This is a genomic window from uncultured Treponema sp. (assembly GCF_946187725.1).
Taxonomy (GTDB): Bacteria; Spirochaetota; Spirochaetia; order Treponematales; family Treponemataceae; genus Treponema_D.
In genome coordinates this window covers 1-15,313 of sequence record NZ_CAMHSK010000021.1, presented here as the reverse complement: position 1 = coordinate 15,313, position 15,313 = coordinate 1, and the positions used below count along the sequence as shown (strand labels likewise).

General features: G+C 43.0%; 11 protein-coding genes and 1 pseudogene. 5 read left to right on the top strand and 7 right to left on the bottom strand.

Annotated features, from left to right (window positions below; genetic code table 11):
• Window positions 1–11 precede the first annotated feature (11 nt).
• Window positions 12–2,156: an HD domain-containing phosphohydrolase gene (locus tag Q0Q74_RS08930; RefSeq protein WP_294430087.1), complete on the bottom strand. Its 2,145-nt coding sequence runs from the start codon at window positions 2,154–2,156 to the stop codon at window positions 12–14.
• Window positions 2,157–2,327: 171 nt separating this feature from the next.
• On the opposite strand from Q0Q74_RS08930, the gene sufC reads away from it, so the two are divergent.
• Window positions 2,328–3,071 (top strand): Fe-S cluster assembly ATPase SufC, encoded by a 744-nt coding sequence (gene sufC, locus Q0Q74_RS08925; RefSeq protein ID WP_294430085.1) that lies wholly within the window; start codon window positions 2,328–2,330, stop codon window positions 3,069–3,071.
• 1 nt (window position 3,072) lies between these two features.
• Here sufC and Q0Q74_RS08920 read toward each other — a convergent pair whose 3' ends face one another.
• The 3 genes from Q0Q74_RS08920 to Q0Q74_RS08910 form a co-directional block, all read right to left on the bottom strand.
• Complete coding sequence (locus tag Q0Q74_RS08920; RefSeq protein WP_294430083.1) at window positions 3,073–3,948, bottom strand: polyphenol oxidase family protein; 876 nt, start codon at window positions 3,946–3,948, stop codon at window positions 3,073–3,075.
• Window positions 3,945–5,645 (bottom strand): DUF5312 family protein, encoded by a 1,701-nt coding sequence (locus tag Q0Q74_RS08915; RefSeq protein WP_294430082.1) that lies wholly within the window; start codon window positions 5,643–5,645, stop codon window positions 3,945–3,947. Before Q0Q74_RS08915 ends, Q0Q74_RS08920 begins: the two co-directional genes overlap by 4 nt.
• Before the next feature lie 72 nt (window positions 5,646–5,717).
• Window positions 5,718–6,089 (bottom strand): helix-turn-helix transcriptional regulator, encoded by a 372-nt coding sequence (locus Q0Q74_RS08910; RefSeq protein ID WP_294430080.1) that lies wholly within the window; start codon window positions 6,087–6,089, stop codon window positions 5,718–5,720.
• A 134-nt stretch (window positions 6,090–6,223) separates the two neighbouring features.
• Between Q0Q74_RS08910 and Q0Q74_RS08905 the strand changes: the two genes are divergently transcribed.
• Complete coding sequence (locus Q0Q74_RS08905; protein ID WP_294430078.1) at window positions 6,224–9,673, top strand: hypothetical protein; 3,450 nt, start codon at window positions 6,224–6,226, stop codon at window positions 9,671–9,673.
• Between the two features lie 298 nt (window positions 9,674–9,971).
• Entirely contained in the window at window positions 9,972–10,544 is a 573-nt protein-coding gene (locus Q0Q74_RS08900; RefSeq protein ID WP_294430074.1) for a PBECR4 domain-containing protein, read from the top strand.
• 92 nt (window positions 10,545–10,636) lie between these two features.
• Here the strand turns inward: Q0Q74_RS08900 and leuB are convergent, their stop codons facing one another.
• Window positions 10,637–11,731 carry a 3-isopropylmalate dehydrogenase gene (leuB, locus tag Q0Q74_RS08895; protein ID WP_294430071.1) on the bottom strand — a complete coding sequence of 365 codons (1,095 nt, stop codon included), beginning with the start codon at window positions 11,729–11,731 and terminating at the stop codon, window positions 10,637–10,639.
• Window positions 11,732–11,866: 135 nt separating this feature from the next.
• On the opposite strand from leuB, the gene Q0Q74_RS08890 reads away from it, so the two are divergent.
• Complete coding sequence (locus Q0Q74_RS08890; protein ID WP_294430069.1) at window positions 11,867–12,205, top strand: hypothetical protein; 339 nt, start codon at window positions 11,867–11,869, stop codon at window positions 12,203–12,205.
• An 88-nt stretch (window positions 12,206–12,293) separates the two neighbouring features.
• Here Q0Q74_RS08890 and Q0Q74_RS08885 read toward each other — a convergent pair whose 3' ends face one another.
• Window positions 12,294–12,512: a hypothetical protein gene (locus Q0Q74_RS08885; RefSeq protein WP_294430067.1), complete on the bottom strand. Its 219-nt coding sequence runs from the start codon at window positions 12,510–12,512 to the stop codon at window positions 12,294–12,296.
• A 176-nt stretch (window positions 12,513–12,688) separates the two neighbouring features.
• Here Q0Q74_RS08885 and Q0Q74_RS08880 point away from each other — a divergent pair, with 176 nt between their 5' ends.
• Window positions 12,689–14,782 carry a methyl-accepting chemotaxis protein gene (locus Q0Q74_RS08880; protein WP_294430065.1) on the top strand — a complete coding sequence of 698 codons (2,094 nt, stop codon included), beginning with the start codon at window positions 12,689–12,691 and terminating at the stop codon, window positions 14,780–14,782.
• A 165-nt stretch (window positions 14,783–14,947) separates the two neighbouring features.
• Here the strand turns inward: Q0Q74_RS08880 and Q0Q74_RS08875 are convergent.
• A pseudogene (locus tag Q0Q74_RS08875) lies at window positions 14,948–15,313 on the bottom strand (ketol-acid reductoisomerase); the annotation flags it as partial.

Sequence of the window (15,313 nt, the reverse complement as noted above, 5' to 3'; positions counted from 1 at the left end):
AAGAACCTCCGTTAAACCGCAGGACTATATTTCTTTAGAATCATCTTGACTTCCGGCAGAGCTTCCATGAAGACTTCAACGCATTTCGGATCGAATTGAGTTCCTGCCCCTTCCTGCAGAATGGCGAGGGCTTTTTCAATCGGGAAGGCTGGCTTGTAAACACGCGGAGAAGCGAGGGCATCAAAAACATCTGCTACGGCCATAATTCTGGCTGAGAGAGGAATTACTTCGCCGTGAAGACCTTCCGGATAGCCTTTGCCATCCCATCGTTCATGGTGATATGCGGCCATGTTGCGTGCTTCTTTAAGATAGTTTTCTCCCTGAACAGTACTGATTGCGTTTTCAAGGATGTGTTTTCCTGCCGTGGTATGCGTTTTCATAATTGCAAATTCTTCGTCAGTGAGCTTGCCCGGTTTGTTCAAAACTCCGTCCGGTATGTTGATTTTGCCTACATCGTGGAGCGGAGCAGAACGCACTACATCAGACATGAATTTTGGCGTGATTTTCTGTGCGTAATAGCCTTTTTTCTTTAATCCTTCAACAATGATTTTTACATAGGCGGCTGTCTTCTGGACATGCGCACCTGTATCAGAGTCTCGGTTTTCTACCATGTCTGCCATTGTGATGATAAGGCCGTCCTGCATCTTCATGGTTGATTCTGAAAGCCTGATGATGTCACGCATTTGTTCTGCCTGATTCAATGTCATTCGGCAGATTGCCTTGTACAGCTTTTCAACCTCATCTCCCGTACGAATATCAAGCGAACGGATTGTTCTTACATTTTCATCAAGTTTTTCGATGTTTTCACTGGTGCGTGCAAAATTGTCTACGCAGGCCGCAATTGAGCTGATTGGATAAGAGGTGTAAACTCCTGTATTCCAGATTGCATAGGCTATAATTAGAATGAAAAATCCTGCCATAATCACAAGGATGTGTGAGAGAAATTTTGCGATGTAACTGTGCAGGTAGTCGATTGAGATGTCCGCACCAACATAACATACGCATTTTCCAGATGAATCCCTGACCGGGTGGTAAATCGTTAAAAGCCAGCCGAACAAATTGTTTGATTCGACAGGCTCAATTTCTTCACCAGCGAGCAGAGCCGGAAAATATGGTTCAAATTCCTTGTCAAACGGAACCAACTGACCTGGCACATAAGGATCTTTTGAATCCATATCAAAGACGAACCGACAGCCGTTTTCTTCAATTTTAATGACATAGAGATACTGAATTCCTTGCGAAACCTGAAGGATTTTTCTGAGTGTTTCGGAAGTTTCAGCGTAATCGGGATGGCCTGTGCCGTATTTTATGAAATAATCGATTTTTTCGGGCGGAATTACTTCTGAGGCAAAACTTACGCAGCTTTTGGCACTTTGTGTCATTGAGGCTTTAAGAGTCTTGAAGTACAATCTTCCGCCAACCCAACCCATGACGAAAATGAGAATGAGAAAAGTGACTACAAGAGTGTAAGTGTTTCTGGTGCGCAAAGAATGTTTTACATCGCGGCTCCAATCTTTGATTGCGCGGATAGCTTGCTTGGCGAGCGGTCTCTGCTTCCATATGCCGTTTTGAATCGCATTGATTTTTTCGGTAGAAATGAAATTCAGCAGGCTGATGACAAGGATAAAAGAAAGGCCTTTATCCAGAACAGACATCATGAAGTTTATGATAAAAAATGCTGACAGATAGGAAATGCCGCCGGATGTTGAGAGCGAGCGAGCGTTTTGAGCCGGGAGCGAAGGCTGTGTGCTGCCGAAAATTAAAAACTGGGCAAGGGTATTTACTAAAGTCGAGTAGAAAATCACAGCAAGCAGAAACAGAAGTGATTTACTGATTTGCTTGAAGGAATGATTGCGAATGAACCAGACTGTAAAAATTGCGAGCAGTGCGTTAAAAAATGCAAGATAGATGGATGCACTGTAAAATACGGAGCAGATTGCACTAGAGAGAACTGCCGTGAGGATTCCGGTAAACGGTATTCCGATTATTGCAGAGATGGCGATTGTGCCGAAACTGTCAAGGAAAAACGGGAGTCCAAGATTGCTGAAAAAATAGCAAAGAATTACATTTGCGGTGATTCCTGCTGCTGCCAATCCAAGCCGTAAACCTATGCTGTTTATACTTTTATGAATCTCTTTATCCTGTGGAATTTGCATACCGTCTCCGTCTTTAAATGAAATCCAATTCTTTAATTTTAGCACTAAATTAAGAAATCGCAAGCGAAAAATCTACAAGCTCGAATGTCGAGTTTTATGTAAAAAAAAGTCTATCAAATTGATAGGTAATTTCTGATTGAGTAAAAGCACAAAATTCTGTATATTCTTTCTATGGCTAATTTACTTGAAATTTCTGACTTGAATGTTGATATAGAAAAAAAGCATGTTATTGACGGGCTTTCACTTATCGTTAATCCTGGTGAAACTCATGTGCTCATGGGCCCGAACGGTGCAGGAAAATCAACCCTCGGTTATACAATTATGGGTAATCCGCGCTATACCGTAAGCGGCGGAAAGATTTTTTTTGACGGAGAAGACATCACTGAGCTTGGTGCAGACAAGCGTGCGGCCAAGGGCATTTTCCTTTCGTTTCAGCAGCCTCTTGAAGTTCCGGGAATTTCCCTTGAATCATTCATACGAACGGCCTTGCAGCAGAAAACCGGCGAGCGGGTTAAACTCTTCCAATTCCAAAAACAGCTCAAAGAAACAATGAAGCTCCTTAATATGGAAGAAAGTTATGCTTCTCGCGATTTAAATGTGGGCTTTTCCGGCGGTGAGCGTAAAAAGAGCGAAATCCTGCAACTTTTGATGCTTTCACCTCGTCTTGCAATTCTGGACGAAACTGATTCCGGCCTTGATGTTGACGCAGTACGCACTGTCTCAAAGGGCATCGAAGAATATCAGAAGCGCATGAACGGTGCGTTGATTATCATCACTCACTCAACAAAAATCCTTGAAAGTCTTCATGTTGATAAAACCCATGTGCTCGTAAAAGGTAAAATCATCAAAGACGGTGACGGTTCTCTCGTAGAAGAAATCAACGCCAACGGATTCGAGCAGTTTATAAAGGCATAGCCTAAATGTAGACGAAAGCCGCCTGTACGGTCATGCTGCGGCTTCTTGTGTCTGCATCAATCTTTTCATCCAAAAATGCGGCCTGCCTTCTGAATGACCCGAAAACATTAGTTCCGTTTTTGAAGGCAGTGCAGCAGGTACAATCTCGTGCAACAACAATATTTTCTTCTTTTATACCGGCTTTTTTAAGTACATAGAGATTTGCCTTTGTGAGCGAAAGTCTGAAAGGAAATTGCTGAGCGAGCGAATTCGGCTTTTTATCATCAGTTGCATTTTCTGCTTTTGACACGCAGGATTCACCAAAATTCTTTGCAAAATAATCAGCCCGTTCTTCATCGACAAAATAGCAGCAAGAATCAATGTGCGGCCCGATTGCGGCACAGATGTCTTCTTTCTGTGAACCGTAAATGCTGCATAACTTTTCAACTCCCAGTCCTGCAATTCCTGTTCCCTTCCAGCCTGAATGAAAAGCGGCAAATGCCTTAGTCTTTTTATCGTAAAGAAAAATCGGAACACAGTCAGCAACCGTGACGCATGGCACTAAAAGCGGATTTTTTGTGATTATGCCGTCGCCCTTTAGATTCTTTGTGTCGCCTTCGGATTTGGCCTCAAAAATCTCTTTCGAATGAATAAGCTCAAGTGGCGCAATTTTTTGATTTGGGAAAATCGATTTCAGCATTTGCGTTCGGTTTTCGTTTGTCTCGTTCCAGCGGAATCTCATTGACTTTGCACAAAGCAGAGTCATTCCCCAGCGGGCGTGCTTTTCTGAATCAGAAGCCAAAATTTCGCTATTACAATAGAAGGGAAACGAGACATATTTTGCTTCGGGTGTATTGTTTTTTTCGAGTTCGTCTTTGACAGATATTTCGTTTATCATCTTGCTTTCTGCTTGTCGAGGCTTTCAAGTTCCATTGCAAAAGCGATTGAATTCTCAAACAGGGTTTTTATAGCTTCAAGCTTTCTGACGAACGGCTCGTTGTTCTTTGTATAGATTTTCTGAAGATTTGAAACCGTGTCGTAGCGAGCATCTTTTGTGTAACCCAAGATTCCTGCGAGAACCTGATTTATGACGCGTGCATTGTCGCCGAATTTGTGAATAAATGTCTTTGAATCAGCTTCGATTTCACGCATGATTTTATCGAGCTTGTTTTGAGTCTGAATGGTGCGGGCGCCTTCTTCTTTTGCCATGTAGAAAAATGCTCCCCATTCACCGTGAACAGAAAGTTTTCGCTCCAAATCCTGAAATGAGATTGCAAGCTGAATCATGGCATTGAATGCGTCCGAGAGCATATTGAAATTTTCGCTCTTATTGAAGGTGCCCTGTGTGAGAAGGGTCTTTAAATCCATCTCACAGTTAATAAACCGTTCCCTCATGAACCAGTTTACGAAGCCGAGAGTTGATGTGTAGGCAAATTCGTTCCCGGTCCAGACTTCTTCCCACGGACGCTCCGGGAACTGCGGGAATGATTCTAGGTCGAAATTGAATTTTAAGGTTGAGAGAAGAGCCTGTTTTTTACAGTCGCTTTCCCATGCAGCCCATTTCTGCTCAAAAATCTTCTTGCAGACATTCTTGTATTTGACATACCAATCTTCGCCGCCGAAGATTAATTCGGGCTGCCACTGAGAGTCTATGTGAATCAGCCTTCCGATTGAGCGGAGTGGAATCGATGTCATGAACATCTGAAGGCTTGAGAGATATGAGTGCGCTTTTGTCAAAAATTCCGCTGCATCACGGCCAGTTTCATCATTGCTCGCGTTTTTGGAATTCTTCATCGCGTAAAGATAAAGCGCTTCCGTGAATTCGTCAGGAATATCAACAGCGCTGCAAAGAACGCTTGCGAAAACATCAAAATCAGGTTCAATCTGCCCGAATGGACAAGTGTAATTGCGCGGGTCGTTTTCTGAAAATTGGGTGATGAGCCGTGGAAAAGGCAGTCGGACGAAATTTTTAAGCCATTCCGTTGCCTTTGCCGCATTGTACATCTGCGCTCTGTCCTGAGCCGGAATATTGTCGAAAATGTCTTCGAGTTTGTGCAGGAGCTGAGTCCTCGTGTCCGGCGGAAAATCTGCCGTGACAGGATTGGAATACGGATCCGCATTTGTTTTGATTTCTTCGCTTATGGCCGGCATGATGAAATGCGCCAGAAAAACATAGAAAGAACTGTTGTTATCGTTGAGCGCAAAAATGTACGGTCTGATAAAATCAGAAAATTCTTTAAGCTCATTAAGATGCTCGTAAAATGGCGTAAGAAGAAGGCCATGCTTTGTGTTTACGATGCCCGGAAAATTGTGGTGAACATAGCGGGAAAGTTCGGAAAGTTTGTACTCGTTATAGATTATGCTCTGCTTGGTATTTGTGAGGGCCGCTTTAATCCAGATATAAATTCGTAAAATCAGAGATTCTTTTTTGATTTTCGTTTCAAGAGGCTCAGTATACTCTTCGAACAGCTCATTGGCAGGATGCAGCGGAGAAGCAGTTTGACCGTCTTCAGGGCGAACCTGTTCAAGAATCCTCATTCGTTCTTCAGGAGAAATTTCGGAGGCCATCCGTTCAAAAGAATCTTGCATTCCCATAAAACAATTTTATAGGATAATCCCGGATATAACAAGGAAAAAAGAAAATCCGCCAATCTTTTAGGAAAAATACTACTTGTTGTTTTCTTCCATTGTTTTTGCGAAGGAAATAAGCAGTTCCTGGTCTCGCTCGGAAAGATTTGTAAAAAGATTCAGAAGTTTTCGTGCACGGATTTCAGTGGCCTGATTTATTATGCCTAGTTTGGGATTCAGCTCTGTTTCGGCTTTGACTTCGCCTGTTACGAGATATTCAACGGAAACTCCAAGAACTTTTGCGAGCTTTACGGCAACTTCCGCAGAAGGTATGCAAGATTCCGCTCCCACATAACTGTCCATTGAACGTTTGCTGATTCCAGCCTGTGCCGCAACTTCCTTATCTAAAAGACCGCAGAATTCAATTTGTTCACGCAGACGCTCCCGAAAAGTCATGACATACAATAACATTATTCTGTTATTTGAAATCTTGCCAATACTAGAATTTAGTGATAAGTTAAAATGATAACAGAAAATAGTGAATGTGTTGTGTGAATCACTATATTTAGTGACTCATGCTGAATTTTTTTACAACGGAGGATTTTATGAAAAATAGTTTCAATTCTTTTCTGAAAGTTTTAACATCTTTTGTGATTCTTTTAGGCTTGCTTTCCTGCAATTCTGATGTGGGTGATTCTGGTTCCGAAACTGCAAAATCAGCAGACGGAAAAATCACAGGAACGGTAACTTACTCAAATCTTTCAGACTCAAATCACGGCGGAATTATCGTAACTCTCGACAAAACTGACGGACTGAGAACGCTTGCCGTTGAACAATCCGCTTTGGAAAGACGGCTTGCTTCTGATTCAAGAACGATTGCGGGCAGCACGCTCACTTCAAGCGACGGCTCTTACACATTTGAAAATCTCGAAGAAGGAACATACACAGTCTACGCGGCAAGCTCATATTCGAGCGAGCGGGCTGTCTGCACAAATGTTGTGGTTCGTTCTGCTGAGACGGCTATTGCGGAGGCCCTCAAACTCACCGCGACAGGCGACATCACAGGAACGATTACGCTTGACGGCACAAAAACCGGCAACACAGGATTTTTGGTCTTTGTCGCTGGCACGAGCTTCATGGCGATGACGGAAGATTCGGGCAATTACAAGATTTCGGGCGTTCCTGCTGGCAGCGGGTATCAGGTTGTTGCCATGAGAAACGGCGTGATTCATTCTTTGAGTTCAAATGTCACGGTCAACGCGAACGGCTCATCTACAATGGCGGACAACAATTTCACAAGTGAGGAAATTGAAGCAGGTCTTAAAGGCGAAGACGGCAAAAACGGAACCGATGGTGTAAATGGAACAGATGGCACAGACGGAAAGGATGGAGCAGACGGTAAAGACGGTGCTGACGGAAAGGACGGTGTAAGCATCGTTTGGCTTGGTTCTTTTGATTCAGCTTCCGAAATCGCAAATCCAAAATACCTGAACGCATATTTCAATAAAACCGATGGTTGTTCATACATCTACATAGACTCGGAATGGACTTATCTTGCAAGAAGCGGTGCGAACGGTAAAGACGGCAAGGATGGAACAGATGGAACAAACGGCACGGACGGAAACGACGGAAAATCAATCGTCTGGAAAGGCGAGCGTGAATCAGCACCTGCAACCCCAGAATTGTACTGGGCTTACTACAACACTGGCGACGGCTGCTCATACATCTGGAATGGAACGGCATGGAATTTGCTTTCAAAAGCGGGTGCTAACGGACAGGACGGAACAAGCGGTACTGGTGGAAGCACTTACGGTTCTATTGCAATCGGCACGGTTTTGAGTACGGAAGAACTTACAAATCAAGATGTCGTTATCACCGTAAATGTGGCCGCCGATGAACTTTCTAAAGTCGGCTATGTGTATTCGGCAGAAAGAAGAGAATGGACGAATCCAAAAGCCGTATTGAACAGTGCGGACTTTGTTTCAGTTACGGCGGACTCAAACGGCAAGTACAAAATCACTGCGACTTCAAACGGATATTACACGATTGCCGTAAAAGATTCAGAAGGATATGTCGGCTATACAGAAGAGCGTATTCGAAATATCGATAAGACCGCTCCTGCTTCTGTAACAGGATTGACTGCGAAATACAACAAGAACACAAAAGTGATTTCGGTGAACTGGACGAACCCGACTGACAGTGATTTTGCTTATGTGAACTTGAGCTACACGAAGGGCGAAAATTCTGTCGTTTCTGACACGCATTTGACTGGCTCTTCTTACTCAATTAGCGATGTGGAAGTTGACGGTGACGAATATGCCTTCATGCTCTTTGTGGTTGATGAAACAGGAAACGAAAGCTCTGCACAGACCGCTCGTGTTACCCCTGTTGAGGGCGTTGGCGTTCAATCAATCACATTGAGCCGCTACCACTGGGCATATAATGACACCGACCAGACCGTAATTGCAACGGCAACAATCACAAACGCAGACTTGATTGAAGAGGGCACTGTCGTAAAGATTCAGACGAAGGATTCAAGCGGCAATGTAACGAACACTGTGGCGACAGTTGATAAAGAGGCGGGAACTGCCACAGCGACACTCACGGCACCAACGAACAGTGCAAATTCTAACCAGAGAGGTTCCACATTCACTGTTTTATGCAAGATTGGCGATGAGACAGAAGACACAAGGCACACGGCACGATTTAATGTGAGTAGTGGTGCAGAATTGCAGTATATTTATCAGTTTTATGGAACCTCTGTTTACACCTCTGGTAAAGTCCAAATTCCACTGGCAAGCGTGACAAGCACAAGTACTGAAACTGTAAGAATTGAGGGGTATAACCTTGATTTGACAAGTCCGAGCATCCAGCTTTACGATTCGGCTGGGACTGCTTATTTTGATGAGCCAGTCACAGTTGACACAAGTTCTGTTCAGTGGACGTCATCAAGTGGTTCAAATTATCAAACAATTGACACTCAGATTAGCGTTCCATCAACAGATGAGTTCTATACAGTAAAAGTTTTCTTTGATGGAGTAGTTCAGACATCTTATTCAGCAACAATTCAAGTTTACGATGTGCCCAAATTCACGAGCTTCAATATTCCTCTTGTAAGCTACACAAAGGAAGACAACACAGTGACAGCGACAATCAAAGGCAAAAACTTTGACACTCCTGATGTTGACCTTTCAAACTTTACGGCAACTTGTTCTTCAAAGCCAAGCGTTGTCGCAAACACGAGCTTTACGAGAAACAGCGATTCCAACCTTTCCGTCACATTCACTATACCCGGAACTGTCGGAGATTATGATATAACCGTAAGCTACGGCTCTGAATCAATAACAGGAACTCTAAAAGTACAGGATTTCAGTGCATACAGTGTGGGCGATGTTTTGCTGAATGACGGCTCGCGATTGGCCTATGATGTTACACGAGTTTTCACTGATGAGCAGAAAGCGGCGGTTGTAGGTGTGATGTACGGCTTCAATGCATATGGAGCACCGAGCGGTTGGCTTGGAATTTACAATTCAGCGGGTGGAAAAAACAGAGGTTCATATAGATGGGCAGGAGACAATTATTCAATAGGACATAAAACTAACTTCATTGACATAATATGTACTCCTAGCCTAGATAATTATAGTGGTTCAGCAGATAGTGCTACCTTTACAGGAGATGTTAATGGAAGTGATAACTGGGAAATCATCTGTTCAATTGACCCGGAAGGCACCGCAAACGCTGCTGAGAATTACCCCGCATTCAATTATGTGAACAATTACGCAAGCACATTCGGACTTCCAGACAACTATGCAACAGGCTGGTATATGCCAACTATTGCAGAGTTATGTTATATGTATAGAAATAAAGCTGTGTTAAATACAGTGCTTGATGCAATAGGTGGAGTTCAATTATCTGACGACAGTTATGGTTCATCATCACAGTATAGGAAATACTATGATGTATGGAATCTCGTTTTCAGAGATGGTAACATTGATAACGATAAGAAAACTTCAACTCGCTTAGTCTGTTGTGTCCGTGCGTTTAATTTTGAGTGAACTGAAAACTGACATAGGGCATTTTCTTGATAAAAGTGCCCGCAGACATTCCATTGTATTCATTTTCGTCTACTTGACATCGCATGGAAAGCGGACTATATTTAAATCAACGGCAGACAACTCGTGTGTCTGTTAAGGTGTTGAAGTAGAAGGGTGTGCCAGTATGCATTGTTCTACGGAGCCTTCTGGAGGGGTTGTGCAGCGGTACCTCTAACTGGCGTAGGTAAGAGTTTTCTTTTGCCGAAAGAAAATGCTCATAAGCCCGTCTTTGTGACGGGTTTTTTTGTCGGAGAAAAAATTGGATTTGCTATTACAGTGTGCGAAAAATTATGAAAAGCTTTTGGACTTTTCGTACCATTTTGTAATTGCAAGGAAAGGCATTAAGAAAGAATTTTCTCTTACTTTTCAGAAATCAGATTTTCATCATGTCGCAGGATTACATAAGTTAAGGGATATTTTTGCGGCTCAGCGCGGTTCTCGCGAAGAATTGTTTAATGATATTTTGAATGGAAGTATTACGCAAGCCCTTATTGAGAAAAGTGAATTTTACGCAGATGTAACGGCTCGACTTGAGCCTCTTTGTCATCTTGAAGAGTTTTTAGACAGCAATCAATTAATCTTCAAATATAACGAGAATGTCCGTATTTATTCTCAGATAAAGGCAGAGTATTTGCTTGAAGGTATTCTTGATGCGCATACCCTGTATTTGTTTCTTGGCTCTCGCGAGAAACTTGAAGAAAAACAAATGTGCCGGACATTTTTCCCGAAAACAACAATTGATTATTCCTGCGGGCAGCCACGGTATACGCTTCTCAAAAAAGAAAAAATCCGCATATCTGACGGAACTGTCGTATACTCTTATTCAAAATAATAAGTTCATTCCCAATAACAAAAAAACTGAAAGCCGAAAAACTTGATTTTCTCAGAATCATAATTTTCAACTTTCAGTTTTCAATTCGTGTTTTATTTGTTCAATTCAGCAACAACGAGTTCGCCCATCTTCTTTGTGCCGACGAGCTTACCTGCTGCTTTTACTTCTGCAAGGTGGCTTCCTGCGATGTCGCCTGTGCGCCAGCCTGCATCGAGAACTGCATTAACTGCATTTTCGATTGCCTTTGCTTCTTCCTCAAGTTTGAATGAGTAGCGCAAGAGCATTGCTGCAGAAAGGATTGTTGCCAACGGATTAGCCAAATCTTTTCCTGCGATGTCCGGTGCTGAACCGTGGATTGGCTCATAGAGACCAGGACCTGTTCCGTCACCGAGGGAAGCAGAAGCAAGCATACCGATTGAACCTGTAATCTGGCTTGCTTCGTCAGAAAGAATGTCACCGAACATATTGCTTGTTGCGATAACATCGAACTGGCGTGGGTTTCGTACCATCTGCATTGAAGCGTTGTCGATGTAGAGGTAAGAAAGTGTTACATCCGGGTAGTCCTTTTTAACATCTTCTGCAACTCGGCGCCAAAGCTGTGATGAATTGAGGATGTTTGCTTTATCGACTACGCAGAGGCGTTTCTGTCGGTTCTGTGCATATTCAAAGCCCATGCGTACGATTCGCTCGATTTCCGGGCGAGTGTATTTTTCTGTATCCCAAGCTGTGTTTCCGTCTGCGCTTGTTCCGCGCTCACCAAAGTAGATTCCGCCTGTGAGCTCACGGACGATGAGAATGTCCAAGCCTTCACCAACGATTTCATCTTTGAGAGGACATGCGTCTTTGAGCTGTTTCCACATAACTGCTGGGCGCAAGTTAGCGAAAACCTTCATGCCGCCGCGAAGACCGAGAAGTGCTTTTTCCGGGCGGAGTTCAGAAGCGAGATTGTCCCATTTTGGACCACCGACAGCACCGAGCAAAGCTGCGTCACTGTCGAGCGCAATCTGAAGCTGCTCTTTTGGAAGCGGGTGACCAAAATGGTCGATTGCAGAACCACCGGCGATTACCTTTGTGTAGTTCCATTTGTGTCCATATTTTTTTGCAACTGTGTCGAGAACTTTTACAGCTTCTGCAACAACATCAGGACCGATTCCGTCACCAGGAATCAAAGCGATAGTCTTTTCCATTTTATATCCTCTTAAAATTTAATTTGATATTTTATCTTCTATTTATATAGATTCATGCGTCCATTTAAATAGAAAAAATCAGCAAAAAATCAAGAATTCTCTTGTAAATCAAAATTTTCTCGTTAGAATAAAAGTATGGAAAATGCGAAATCCAGAGTAGAAATTTACAATGAAGATTATGTCGGTTTGAACCACGCTTATGTCCAGATGTACAAGTTTTATAACAAGCTTCTGGAATGTAGCGATGCCGATGAAGAAGTTCTTGCTGTCATGCGTGAAATCCTGCTTGTGTATAATCCTACCTTAGACAGAATCAAATCTGAAATGACAATCAAAACCCGTTATAAAGAAGAACCTGCTTCCAAATCGGCCGCCTCAGTTGCTGCCAATGGAACCGAAGGCACGGCTTCTGCATCTTCATCCAACAAATCTTCTTCCCCAGTTATTCTATACGGAAATTTTACAGGTGAATAAGGAAATCTTTAAAAACTGAAGTTCCCAAACTCATTATCTATAAAAAACGGTTGATTTGCGTCAACCGTTTTTTATTTAAAGCGGTAGCTTAGAAATTGACCACTCTTAAGATTTTTCCTGTGAAAAGAATAAGAATGAAGTCAATTACCCAGATGATGTTCCATCCGAAGAACAATCTCAGCAATCCAGCAACGATTTTTCCTTCAGAAAAACGAGCAAGGATACCCATAATCGGTCCCAGGAAGAGGCACAGAATTACGCTTACGAGCCATGGAAGTCCGAAATAATCTTTAGAGCTTTTAGCCATTTTTTTCTCCTTTTTATAAGATGATTTAAATATAATATCAAAGATTTTTTTGATGTTCAATTCTCTCGTATTGAAGAAAAACTGAAAAAATTCTTAAAAAGCATTAGACAACAATGATTTTATGATTTAAAATGTATATATAGTAAATTTTAAATCCAGACCTTGGAGGGCGTTGAATGCGAAAAAACCTCAAATTATCAGTCAAAATGGGCATCCTTGTCGGAGTTTCCATTGTCGTCACGGCTCTTGCAGTTGAGTTTATGTGTCTTCAGGAATTCAGGGGAGAATTTGGTGATAATGTCCGAATGAATCTTGAGTCTGTTCAGCGGGGAATTCTGAACAACTTGAATAACCGAAATATCATTCTAAGGAATGCTGTCGTTGCCCTCTCCGGCCGTCCGAATTTCGTTGAGGCAATGGAAGAAGGCGATGCTTCTGTAATCGGAGAACTTGCCGAGCAAAAACGGAAAATCGTCGGAAATGACATTATGTTCGTTACTGACGAAAACGGCCGTGTAATCGCAGGCAGCGGCGGTACATTCAATAATGGAAGTGATATTTCTGATATGGCCTGTGTAAAAGACATTGTCCGTGAAGGCATGGATGAAGCAAAAACCTATGAGTCAAAATCAGGAGTCATCGGCTATTCTATGCTTGCCGCCAGTAAGATAAAAGATTCTTCTGGTCAGCTTTTGGGCTGTCTTGTGGCAGGATACGACCTTTCAAAACAGAGTTTCGTTGACCACATGCAGCGGATTTATAACATTGAAATTTCCATCATTGAAGGTGATACCCGTGTTTCCAGCACTATAAAAGACGCAAACGGAAAATCATGGGCAGGGTCAAAAGTCACGAATCAGGAAGTCTTGAATCATGTTGAGGTAAAAGGTGAGACTTATGAAACGGACTCTGTTCTTTTGGGGCAGAATTACCTCAACATTTATTTCCCGCTCAAAACTGAGCTGGGTAAAATTACCGGAATGGTCTCTACTTTCCGAAACAAAAGTGCCATTGACAGAATCATCAACAAGGTTATGAAGATTGCCACGGCTTTCATGCTTGTTTTGGTATTGATTCTTTGTGTCCTTGCCGGCGTTATTATCGTCAGGCTTTTGCGTCCCCTCAAAGATGTTAAGGCAACCTTTGAGGATATTTGCTCTGGTGATGCGGATTTGACAAAACGAATCAATGTGAAGACTCATGATGAGATTGGTGATGTAGTTCACGGATTCAATGCTTTTGCGGATAAACTTCAGAATATCATTTCCCACATGAAGGATTCTAAGGGAATGCTTGACACGGCCGGCGTTGATTTGCAGACAACAACAGAAGATACAGCCAGTGCTGTTCATGAAATTCTTGCAAACATAGACAGCATTCACAAGCAGGTAACGGGACAGAAGCAGAGTGTCGAGCAGACGGCAGGGGCTGTAGACGAGATTTCAGCAAATATTTCCGCCCTTAACAATATGATTGAAAATCAGTCTTCAGGCGTTACGGAGGCAAGTGCGGCCGTTGAGGAGATGATTGGAAACATTCAGTCGGTGAACAGTTCTATGGAAAAAATGAGCCGTTCTTTCAATGACCTGCAGGAACATTCTCACCATGGATTTGAAAAACTTGCCGTTGTTAACGAGCGTGTTCAGGAAATCGACCAGCAGTCAAAGATGCTTCAAGAAGCTAACACTGCAATCGCAAGCATCGCAAGCGAAACAAATCTTCTGGCAATGAATGCCGCGATTGAGGCTGCCCACGCCGGGGACGCTGGAAAAGGATTTGCTGTCGTCGCTGATGAAATCCGTAAGCTCTCAGAGACATCTACTGTTCAGTCAAAGACAATCGGGCAGCAGCTTAATCAGATTAAGGATGCCATTGTCAATGTCGTTTCGGCCTCAACTGAGTCAAGTCAGGTCTTTGCCCAGGTTCAGGAAGAGCTTAAGGCCACAGATCAGCTGGTCATGCAGATTCGGGCAGCAATGGAAGAGCAGAACGAAGGTTCCCGCCAGATTACAGAGGCTCTGAAACTGATGAATGACTCTACTGTCGAGGTCCGCAACGCTTCTGCCGAGATGAACGAAGGAAACAAAATGATTCTGGAGGAAGTCCAGCACTTGCAGGATGTTACTATTGTGATGAAGCAGAGCATGGATGAAATGCACATCGGCGCTCAGCAGATTAACAAAACGGGAACAATGCTCACGGATGTATCTGACCGGGTGAAAAACTCAATCGACAAAATGGGAAGCCAGATTGATCAGTTCACCGTATAGAACTTAGAAGTTTTCCCAATGCGTCAAGTCAAGGCATGCTCACGTTAAAAGCCTTGACAGCTCCGTTTTGAGGCTTTGTAATAAAAACTCAAAAAAAAGGGCTGTCCTAGAAGTTAATAATAACTTCATATGGACAGCCCCTTTTTCATATCCAGTGCAGTAAGTTTACAGTACAGGTTTCATTGCAGTCATGTAAGCGCGGAGTTTGCGTCCTACAACCTCAATCGGGTGGTTGCGGATCTCTGCATTTACATTAACAAGCTCTGTATTGTTTACGCTTGTATCTTTGTTTGAAAGACCTTTACCGATAACTTCTGTAGTTACTTTTGGCATGAGGTCTTTTGCCATCATTGGAGCGGCAACGCGAGCGAAAAGGTAGCATCCGTATTCTGCAGTGTCGGAAATAACCCGGTTCATCTCGTAGAGACGTTTGCGGTCGATAAGGTTTGCGATGAGAGGAACTTCGTGGAGTGACTCATAGTAAGCGCTCTCCTCTTTGATTCCTGCGTCAACCATTGTCTCGAATGCAAG

Excerpts from the sequence above, each read along its gene's own strand:
- Q0Q74_RS08885 (WP_294430067.1), bottom strand. The coding sequence starts at position 12,512 with ATGGCTAAAAGCTCTAAAGATTATTTCGGACTTCCATGGCTCGTAAGC.
- Q0Q74_RS08880 (WP_294430065.1), top strand. The coding sequence starts at position 12,689 with ATGCGAAAAAACCTCAAATTATCAGTCAAAATGGGCATCCTTGTCGGA.
- leuB (WP_294430071.1), bottom strand. The coding sequence starts at position 11,731 with ATGGAAAAGACTATCGCTTTGATTCCTGGTGACGGAATCGGTCCTGAT.
- sufC (WP_294430085.1), top strand. The coding sequence starts at position 2,328 with ATGGCTAATTTACTTGAAATTTCTGACTTGAATGTTGATATAGAAAAA.
- Q0Q74_RS08910 (WP_294430080.1), bottom strand. The coding sequence starts at position 6,089 with ATGTTATTGTATGTCATGACTTTTCGGGAGCGTCTGCGTGAACAAATT.
- Q0Q74_RS08890 (WP_294430069.1), top strand. The coding sequence starts at position 11,867 with ATGGAAAATGCGAAATCCAGAGTAGAAATTTACAATGAAGATTATGTC.
- Q0Q74_RS08905 (WP_294430078.1), top strand. The coding sequence starts at position 6,224 with ATGAAAAATAGTTTCAATTCTTTTCTGAAAGTTTTAACATCTTTTGTG.
- Q0Q74_RS08915 (WP_294430082.1), bottom strand. The coding sequence starts at position 5,645 with ATGGGAATGCAAGATTCTTTTGAACGGATGGCCTCCGAAATTTCTCCT.
- Q0Q74_RS08930 (WP_294430087.1), bottom strand. The coding sequence starts at position 2,156 with ATGCAAATTCCACAGGATAAAGAGATTCATAAAAGTATAAACAGCATA.
- Q0Q74_RS08920 (WP_294430083.1), bottom strand. The coding sequence starts at position 3,948 with ATGATAAACGAAATATCTGTCAAAGACGAACTCGAAAAAAACAATACA.